This window comes from Xanthovirga aplysinae (assembly GCF_009711365.1).
In the GTDB taxonomy this organism is placed as follows: Bacteria; Bacteroidota; Bacteroidia; order Cytophagales; family Cyclobacteriaceae; genus Xanthovirga; species Xanthovirga aplysinae.
In genome coordinates this window covers 1-8,935 of sequence record NZ_SMMB01001133.1, presented here as the reverse complement: position 1 = coordinate 8,935, position 8,935 = coordinate 1, and the positions used below count along the sequence as shown (strand labels likewise).

Annotated in this window: 4 protein-coding genes and 1 riboswitch; all 4 genes read left to right on the top strand. The window is 37.9% G+C overall.

What is annotated here, in order from left to right; translation table 11 throughout:
* On the top strand, positions 1-2,253 hold a 2,253-nt coding region (locus E1171_RS13915; protein WP_155206637.1), incomplete at its 5' end, for a TonB-dependent receptor.
* A 122-nt stretch (positions 2,254-2,375) separates the two neighbouring features.
* Positions 2,376-3,209 carry a DUF4249 domain-containing protein gene (locus E1171_RS13910; RefSeq protein WP_155206636.1) on the top strand — a complete coding sequence of 278 codons (834 nt, stop codon included), beginning with the start codon at positions 2,376-2,378 and terminating at the stop codon, positions 3,207-3,209.
* 461 nt (positions 3,210-3,670) lie between these two features.
* A riboswitch (SAM riboswitch) is annotated at positions 3,671-3,772 on the top strand.
* Between the two features lie 75 nt (positions 3,773-3,847).
* Positions 3,848-7,537 carry a methionine synthase gene (gene metH / locus E1171_RS13905; protein WP_155206635.1) on the top strand — a complete coding sequence of 1,230 codons (3,690 nt, stop codon included), beginning with the start codon at positions 3,848-3,850 and terminating at the stop codon, positions 7,535-7,537.
* Positions 7,538-7,712: 175 nt separating this feature from the next.
* On the top strand, positions 7,713-8,669 hold the full coding sequence (gene metF / locus E1171_RS13900; RefSeq protein WP_155206634.1) for a methylenetetrahydrofolate reductase [NAD(P)H]: 957 nt from the start codon (positions 7,713-7,715) through the stop codon (positions 8,667-8,669).
* Positions 8,670-8,935 lie beyond the last annotated feature (266 nt).

The following is an 8,935-nucleotide window of genomic DNA, read 5'->3' as shown; positions in this document are numbered from 1 at the left end:
AAGGGAACTAATGGAGCCATTATTGGAGCCACCGTTTATATTGAGGAACTGAAAACGGGTTGTGTAGCAGATGAAAATGGCTTTTATTCTATTCAAATGCCTACGGGTAAGTATAAACTGAAGTATAGCTTTATAGGAATGAAACCCGTGGATTTGGAAATTGAGCTTCACCAGGACAAGGTTCAAAATATTTACCTAAAGGAGTCTGATTTAAAGTTAGATGCGGTAGTGGTCAGTTCTTCTTCCACTGAACAAAAAGTGGCAAATGTGGAACGGTTAAATGTAGAAACACTAAAAAAGCTGCCCGCATTTCTTAGTGAGGTGGATGTAGTAAGGTCTATTCTTACTTTACCTGGAGTGTCTAATTCAGGTGAGGGATCCAGTGGTTTTAATGTACGGGGAGGGAATATTGATCAAAATTTAATATTGTTAGATGGAGCGCCGGTGTACAGTACCTCACATACCTTTGGTCTATTTTCTATTTATAATCCAGACTTATTAGACCATGTAGAGTTATATAAAGGAGGTATTCCTCCGGAATATGGAGGGAAAATTTCTTCCGTATTAGATGTGCACCAAAAGAATGAAATTGCTGATACCTTTTCGGGTACAGGTGGTCTTGGGTTACTTTCCAGTAGGTTAGCCCTGGAAATCCCATTAGTAAAAGATAAAAGTTCTCTCATTTTGGCAGGTCGTCGTTCCTATACCGATTTGTTTTTCAAGCTTTCTAAAGAAGACAGTATCAAGGATAATATTACCTATTTTTATGACCTTAATGCTAAACTCAATTACAAATTTAGTGATAAGGATCAGATATTTATTTCTACCTATTTTGGAAGAGATGACTTTATGATTAAAAAGGAATTTGGTTTTAATTACGGCAATAAAACCGCTAGTTTCAATTGGAATCATATTTTTAGCGACCGATTCTATTCTGATCTTACTGCTACCTACAGTAATTACGATTATGAAACAGGTCTGGATACGGGTCCGGAGGCTTTCCAGGTAACTTCCAAGATAATCAATTATAATCTTAAAGGAGATTTTAATTATTTTCTTTCCGACAAACATCAAATTAAGTTTGGTGCCAACTCTTATTTTCATCAATATAAACCGGGTACTATTGTTCCGGGACCGGAAAATAATGGTCTTGTAGCCTCCTCTTTAGATGATGAATATGCTCTGGAGCCTGCGATTTATGTGAGCGATCAATATAAACCTACCAAAAGGCTCTCTATATTGTATGGCCTGCGCTATTCCATGTTTCTTAAATTAGGCCCAGAAGAAGTCAATGTTTATGAGCCAGGTGTGCCTCGTACCCCGGAAACCATCATAGGCGTAAATAAATTTGCTTCTGGCGATATCTCAAGTATGTTCTCAGGCTTTGAACCAAGAATCTCCCTTAATTATGATTTAAGTGAAAGTAGTTCACTTAAATTAAGCTATGATCGGATGATGCAATATTGGCAGCTAGTGACCAATACCACTGGAGCTGTACCAGTGGATACTTGGAAATATTCTGGTGCAAATGTGGAACCATTAGTGGGTGATCAAATTTCCCTGGGGTATTTTAGGAAGTTTAATAATAACTTGGAATTTTCTGCCGAGACTTATTATAAGTATATGCAAAATGTACTGGATTATAAAAATGGAGCTCAGTTGCAGATGAATGAATACCTGGATGCCGATTTGTTGAGTGGAATAGGTAGATCCTATGGTTTGGAGCTTATGTTGAAAAAAGTGAGGGGAAAATTTACAGGATGGATCAGTTACACCCTGTCAAAGTCTGAACGAAAGGTAGATAGCCCATTCCCGGAAGAAAGAATTAACGGGGGCGAATGGTACAATTCCAATACCGATAAGCCTCATGATCTTAATATTGTGTTGATGTATGAGATAAATCCGAAATGGAGTATTTCTACTAACTTTTCTTATGCAACTGGGGTTCCTCTTACCCTGCCAGATGGACAATATTTTTGGGAAGGAAATCCTATCTTAAATTATTCGGGAAGAAATCAGTATAGATTGCCAGATTATCACCGCCTGGACTTAAGTGTTACTTATGATCCTCCTCAAAAAGAGGGGAGAAGGTGGAAAGGTAGCTGGACCTTTGGCTTATTTAATGTATATAATCGTAGAAATGCCTACTCTATATACTTCAAGCAAAGAGACGGTTCTACAGAAAGAGATGCCATAAAGATGTCCATAGTAGGGTCTATTGTGCCTTCTGTGACTTATAATTTTAATTTTTAGGCCATTATAGGGCCGATATTTTATTATTCCTTACAAGTGTTTAGTTTTTTTAAAGCGATTTTCTTTCCCCTTTTGTGAATGTTTAGATGGGGATGATTTTTTTATGTATACTTTATTGAAGTATGAGGCAGTTGATTAATAAATTTACTTTATTTTCCTTTCTGTTTGGCTTGTTTTTAATGGCGAATTCCTGTCAGGAAGTTATTGACCTGGAAATTCCAAGAGGTGAAGAGCAGTTGGTCGTTGAAGGATGGATTACTGACCAGCCAGGTCCTTATACAGTGTTATTGACCTCGACCATTGCTTACAATGGAGGAGACAAAGGTCAGGAAGTGAGCGGTGCCACCGTTAAAATTATTGATGACCTGGGAAATGAGTATATTTTGGATGAATCTGAGGCTGGAACCTATCAAAGTGATAATTTACAGGGAACCATAGGTGTTTCTTATTGGCTTTATATTCAAACTCCAGATGGTGTGGAATACCAATCAAAACCGGAAGAATTAAAATCAGTGGCAGCTATTGATGAAATTTACACCGAACTAGATCCAAGCAAAGATGAGTATCGCCTAATGATTGGCTTTCAGGACCCTCCGGGAGGTGTTAATTATTACCAATGGAAAGTTTATCAGAATGATGAACCAATGAATGGCCCAGGTCAGTTGTTTGTGACCGATAATCAATTATTTGCAGGCCAAAAAGTGCCTGCTGCTGATTTTACAGGACGAACATTTCATCCCGGAGCTCTTGTAAGAGTAGAACAGATGTCTTTATCAGCAGGAGCATTTAGTTTTTTCTCTCAATTACTTCTTCAAGAAAACACAGGAAATCCTTTGGATACACCTCCGGCTCCCATTGTAGGTAATGTTTATAAGGTAGAAAACCCAAGTGAATATGCACTAGGGTATTTTGGAGCTTCTGCAGTGTCAATTGTTGAAACTGTTGCTGGAGAATAGGTTGATTAGTTAAAAGGGGCAATGAGCTTCCCCTAAAGAAATTTGTAGAGAAAATTACTTTTTTTGGGAGGCAATTGATCGGAAAAGGAAAAAATGTACAAGGAAATGAGTAATAGAAGAAATGAGGGACCAAGGTTGTTTTAATTTTGGGAGATTTTTTTATTACAATCAGATATTAAAGTCAATGGTTAATTTTTTAAATTCATAAAAAGATGGAATAAAAAAACTAGCAGACGAAATCCTTTTCGTTATTTTTTGAGTTTTGATTTTAATGTAGGCTGGAGGTAAGAAAAATAAATACTCTTCAGTTGATTAAGCTTATATGAAATTAAATTGTAAGGATATAATCCTCTGAAATAAAATATATTGAATAGTTAAATAGACCTATTTTCCCATATGAAGAAAATTAATTCTTGAAAAAATAGCTTATTTAAATATAAATTTGCCAACTTTGTATTTTACGCTTATCCAGAAAGACTGAGGGATTGGGCCCGATGACGTCTTAGCAACCTTGTGCGACTTGGTGCTAATACCCCTTCCGTTTTTACGGAAAATGATAAGTGATCGATTTGTGATCCACCCTATCAACTCACCTTTTCTGAATAAGCTCACTTGGATAATCATAATAGATAGAACAAATGAGCGGTGAAATTTCCAGAATTTTAGCAGACAGAATTTTAGTGTTGGATGGAGCCATGGGTACCATGATCCAACGACATCAATTGGAGGAAGAAGATTTCAGAGGAGATCGCTTCAAAGGCCATCCTTGTTCTTTGAAAGGGAATAATGACCTATTATCCATTACCCAACCAGAGATTATTAAGAATATTCACCGGGCCTACTTTGAGGCTGGCGCTGATATTATTGAAACCAATACTTTTAGCTCAACAAAAATAGCGATGGCGGATTATAAGATGGAGGACCTCGCTTATGAGTTAAATTATGAATCCGCTAAAATTGCTCGTGAAGTTGCTGATGAATTCCTTCAAAGGGAGCCCAATAAACCACGTTTTGTAGCGGGATCGATTGGCCCAACAAATCGTACGGCTTCTATTTCTCCCGATGTTAATAGACCGGGCTTCCGTGCGGTAACTTTTGAAGAGTTGGTGGAGGCCTGTCTGGAGCAGGTTCGCGGATTGGTTGATGGGGGAGCGGATATCCTTTTGGTGGAAACTGTATTTGATACTTTGAATTGTAAGGCTTTCCTTTTTGCTATTCAGGAGTATTTTCAGGAAACAGGAAAAGAATTACCGGTGATGGTCTCCGGTACCATCACCGATGCTAGCGGTCGGACACTTTCGGGTCAAACGGTAGAGGCCTTTTGGAATTCCATTTCACATCTTCCTCTATTAAGTGTGGGGTTAAACTGTGCCTTGGGAGCGAAACAATTAAAGCCTTATTTGCAGGAGCTTTCACGTATTGCTAATGTAAATGTGAGCGCCCATCCCAATGCGGGATTACCGAATGAATTTGGGGAATACGATGAATCCGCTATGGAAATGGGGGAGGTAATCGAAGATTTTCTAAAAGATGGATTAGTGAATATTGTGGGAGGTTGCTGTGGAACTACTCCCGATCATATTCAACGAATTGCAGAAATTTCAAACAATTATTCTCCAAGGAAAATTGCTACTCCTTCACCTTTTTCTCGCTATAGCGGTTTAGAGCCTTTGACGATTTCGCCTGACACCCTATTTGTCAATGTAGGAGAGAGGACCAATGTAACCGGCTCAAAGAGATTTGCTCGTCTTATCATGAATGATGACTATGAGGAGGCCTTATCAGTGGCTCGTCATCAGGTAGAGGGAGGGGCACAGGTTATTGATGTGAATATGGATGAAGGGATGCTGGATTCTGAAGAGGCCATGCAAACATTTTTGAACTTAATCGCATCTGAACCGGAAATTTCTAAGCTTCCCATCATGATCGATTCTTCCAAATGGTCCGTAATTGAAGCTGGATTAAAATGTGTTCAGGGAAAAGGAATTGTTAATTCCATTTCATTAAAAGAGGGGGAGGATAGGTTTAAGGGATATGCCAGAAAGGTACGTAAGTATGGTGCAGCAGTAATTGTGATGGCTTTTGATGAGAAAGGGCAGGCGGATTCCTATGAAAGAAGAATTGAAATTTGTGAGCGCTCCTATCGTATTCTGGTGGAAGAAGTAGGTTTTCCTCCCCAGGATATTATTTTTGATCCCAACATCCTAACCGTTGCCACGGGAATAGAAGAACACAACAATTATGCGGTAGATTTTATTAATGCCACCCGATGGATAAAAGAAAACCTTCCTCATGCTTTGGTAAGTGGGGGAGTGAGTAATATCTCCTTTTCATTCCGAGGAAATAATACCGTGAGGGAAGCTATGCATTCTGCTTTCTTATACCACGCGATAAAAGCAGGGTTGGATATGGGGATTGTTAATGCCGGTATGATCGAGGTGTATGAAGAAATTGATAAGGAACTCTTAGAGAGAGTAGAAGATGTACTCTTGAACCGTAGAGAGGATTCCACAGAACGTTTAGTCGATTTTGCGGAGACTGTAAAGCAGAGTGGAAAGAAAAAGGTAGAAAACCTGGAATGGCGAAATGCAAGTGTAGAGGAACGGCTAAGTCATGCTTTGGTAAAAGGAATTGTCGATTATATAGAAGAGGATACGGAGGAAGCCCGACTAAATTTAGGAAAACCATTAAAGGTTATTGAAGGCCCTTTGATGGATGGGATGAATATTGTGGGAGATCTTTTTGGAGAGGGTAAGATGTTTTTGCCACAGGTAGTGAAAAGTGCCCGTGTCATGAAAAAAGCAGTAGCTTACCTTCTTCCATACCTGGAAGCGGAAAAAGAAGGAAACCAGACACAATCAGCAGGAAAAATCCTCTTAGCTACGGTAAAAGGAGATGTCCATGATATTGGAAAAAACATTGTTGGGGTAGTTTTAGCTTGTAATAACTTTGAGATCATTGATCTAGGGGTAATGGTCCCTTTGGAAAAAATATTAGAAGAAGCGGAGAAACAACAGGTAGATATTATTGGTCTTAGTGGGTTAATTACCCCTTCTCTGGATGAGATGGTATATATTGCTCAAGAAATGGAGGCCAGAAAAATGAATCTTCCTTTATTGATAGGTGGGGCGACTACTTCTAGAGTACATACAGCTGTTAAAATTGACCCGCAGTATAGTGGACCCGTTATACATGTGAATGATGCATCGCGAAGTGTGCCTGTTGCACAACAACTGCTTAGTGCTGAAAAGGAAAACTTTATTCATTCTATTAAAGAAGAGTACGAAAAATTGCGAATTGGACATAAGGCACGTAGCCGTCAGAAAAATTACATTAGTATTGAACAGGCACGTGCTAATAAGGTCTTCATTGATTGGAAAAATACACATCCTGTTACACCTTCCTTCTTTGGAAATAAGGTGTTTAAAAATTATCCTTTAGATGAAATTGTACCATATATTGATTGGACACCATTTTTTCAAACCTGGGAATTAAAAGGAAGATATCCTAAGATTCTGGATGATTCCGAAAAGGGGACGGAGGCCAAAAATTTATTTGCTGATGCCCAACAATTGCTTAGGAGAGTTGTAGATGAAAAATTGCTGCAAGCACAGGCCGTAATTGGCTTTTATCCGGCAAACGTCGAAGAGGATGATACCATTATAGTATATAAGAATGAAAGTAGGCAAGAAGAGTTAAGTCGCTTTCATACTCTTCGACAACAGGGAGAAAAAGCAAAGAATCTACCTAACCTTTCCTTTGGTGATTTTGTAGCTCCAAAAGAAAGTGGAGTCAAAGATTATATTGGAGGTTTTGCTGTAACTGCTGGTATTGGAATTGAAAAGTTAATCCAGGAGTTTGAACAAACATTTGACGATTATAATGTGATTATGATCAAAGCCCTGGCCGATCGTTTAGCGGAAGCTTTTGCAGAGCTGATGCATGAGCGGGTTAGAAAAGAATTCTGGGGCTATGCGGCAAATGAAAAATTTTCTAATGAGGATTTGATTCAGGAGAAATACCAAGGAATTAGACCTGCTCCCGGTTATCCAGGCTGTCCGGATCATACGGAGAAGATTACCCTTTTTGAATTGTTGGAAGCAGAACGACAGGTTAATATTAATTTAACAGAAAATCTGGCTATGTACCCGGCTTCTTCTGTTAGTGGCTTGTATTTTTCACACCCTGATGCCCGCTATTTTGGTTTGGGAAAAATACTTCCTGATCAGGTTGAAGATATTGCAAAAAGAAAAGATATGCCGGTAGAAGAATTGGAGCGTTGGTTATCTCCTAATTTGGAAAAGGAGTTGGCAGCTCCAGTTTCCTAATAAAAGGTTAAGAATTAATAAAATTGAATGAGGAATATTTTGGCCAATTAATGAAAATTAAGGTATAGAGCTATTTTACCTAATTAATTTAAATGGACTAGATGTTATTCAGTGTTTTCTAATTCCAAATTCGTAATTATATTTTCTGGTTGAACTTTTTAAAGAGTATTTATAGATGAAAGTACTTGAACATATAAAAAATGCAGAGGGACAGACTCTGTTTTCATTGGAAATTATTCCTCCATTAAAAGGAGACAGTATTGACAATCTTTTTCATCATATTGAACCACTAATGGAATTCAAACCTCCTTTCATTGATGTGACTTATCATAGGGAAGAGTTTGTTTATAAGAAAAGAGAAAACGGTTTATTGGAAAAACGCTCTATTCGAAAGAGGCCGGGAACGGTAGGGATCTGTGCGGCCATTAAAAATCGTTTTAATGTAGATACAGTTCCTCATATTATTTGCGGTGGATTTACCAAAGAAGAAACTGAGAATGCGCTGATTGATTTACATTTTTTAGGAATTGATAATGTATTGGTATTAAGAGGAGATCCAATTAAATCCGAACAAAAGTTTACTCCAGAAAAAAATGGACATCATTATGCAACGGATCTGCTCCAACAGGTAAGTAATATCAATAAAGGAGTTTACCTTGACGGGGAGTTGCAAAACCATCATCCCACTAATTTTTGTGTGGGTGTTGCGGGTTATCCAGAAAAACATTTTGAGGCCCCAAATTTAAATTCGGATTTAAAATATTTGAAGATGAAGGTTGAATTAGGTGCCGAATATATCGTCACACAATTGTTTTTTGATAACCAGAAATATTTTGATTTTGTAAAAAAATGTCGTGACCATGGTATTACGGTGCCTATTATTCCAGGACTTAAACCAATTACAGTCAAAAGGCACTTGAATATTTTACCAAGTACTTTTCATATAGATATTCCTGAGGAATTAGCAAATGAAGTGGAAAAATGTAAGAATAATGAAGAAGTAAAACAGGTAGGAGTGGAATGGACCATCCACCAATCCAAAGAATTGATGAAGTTTGGTGTGCCCTGTTTGCACTATTATTCCATGGGTAAGTCTGATGCTATTTATAAAATTGGCTCCGCTTTGTTTTAATCAGAAAATAGAGGACTCGTTATTTGTTAATTTAAATGGCTAAGAGCTTGTTAAAATATTTTGTTTATGAGCGAAAATGGCTTCTGATCGGTTGAACGAGATGATTTTTGGGGTCATGGCTGGAAGCTACGGGTGGTAAAAGCCACGAAACAATCTTCTTTCCAGATGTGTAAAATAATTATGTGCCTGGGAAAAGTGCAGCTTTTTAAAAGCCATTTGGAGTAAAAAGAAAATATTTAAACATGCGATAAGGTAGAATTAGCTTT

Bases quoted from the DNA above. Each gene is read 5' to 3' on its own strand.
- E1171_RS13910 (WP_155206636.1), top strand. From the start codon at position 2,376: ATGAGGCAGTTGATTAATAAATTTACTTTATTTTCCTTTCTGTTTGGC.
- metH (WP_155206635.1), top strand. From the start codon at position 3,848: ATGAGCGGTGAAATTTCCAGAATTTTAGCAGACAGAATTTTAGTGTTG.
- metF (WP_155206634.1), top strand. From the start codon at position 7,713: ATGAAAGTACTTGAACATATAAAAAATGCAGAGGGACAGACTCTGTTT.